1 protein-coding gene is annotated in these 865 nt (G+C 42.8%); it reads left to right on the top strand.

Annotated features, from left to right (window positions below):
- Window positions 1-74 precede the first annotated feature (74 nt).
- Window positions 75-865, top strand: a 791-nt coding sequence (locus tag M3630_RS30445) for an IS256 family transposase (protein WP_483298483.1), incomplete at its 3' end; no start/stop codon positions are given.

The raw sequence follows: 865 nt of genomic DNA, 5'->3' as shown, positions 1-865 counted from the left end.
GAGTCTGTAAAATATTCTGTGTAAACTCTCAACCTCTAAACTACAATTAGTCTTAGAAAGGTTGGGAGATTTTTATGATGTCAAAAGAGCAGATCAAGCAGTGGATCAAAGAGAAAAACATGAAGTCAGTGGACGACGTTCAATCAGCGTTAAAGGATCTATTTGCTGACACGATCCAAGAAATGCTGGAAGGCGAGATGGAGTCCACTCTTGGGTACGCCAAACATGACATGAAAAACAAGCGGACAACCAATAGCCGCAATGGTTATAGCAAAAAGACTGTCCGTTCTGAGTATGGCGAGGTTGACATCCAAGTACCTCGAGATCGTGAGGGTGAATTTGAACCGGCCATTGTAAAGAAGCATCAGTCCAGTGTGACAGGGATCGAAGATCAAATACTTGCGATGTACGCAAAAGGCGTATCCACACGTGATATCCAAGACCATCTGCAGCAGCTCTACGGCATCGAAGTCTCACCAACACTCATTTCCAATGTAACGAATAAAGTTGTTCCACTGATTAAAGAGTGGCAAAATCGCCCTTTGCAATCGGTTTATGCAGTTGTTTTCTTAGACGCAATTCACTTTAAGGTAAAGCAAGATGGAGCCATCGTCAATAAAGCCGCCTATATGGTTATTGGTATTGACCTTGACGGTCATAAAGATGTGCTTGGAATCTGGATTGGCGAGAATGAATCGGCAAAATTCTGGCTGCATGTACTCAATGAACTGAAAAACCGCGGAGTCCAGGATATTTTGATTACAAGCGTCGATAACCTTCGTGGCTTTACGGAGGCAATTTCGGCATGTTATCCGAAAACAGAGATTCAGAAGTGCGTTATCCATCAAATTCGAAATTCCATCAA

Source organism: Brevibacillus sp. MER 51 (assembly GCF_023714195.1).
Classification (GTDB): domain Bacteria; phylum Bacillota; class Bacilli; order Brevibacillales; family Brevibacillaceae; genus Brevibacillus.
This window is presented reverse-complemented; position numbering and strand designations above follow the sequence as displayed.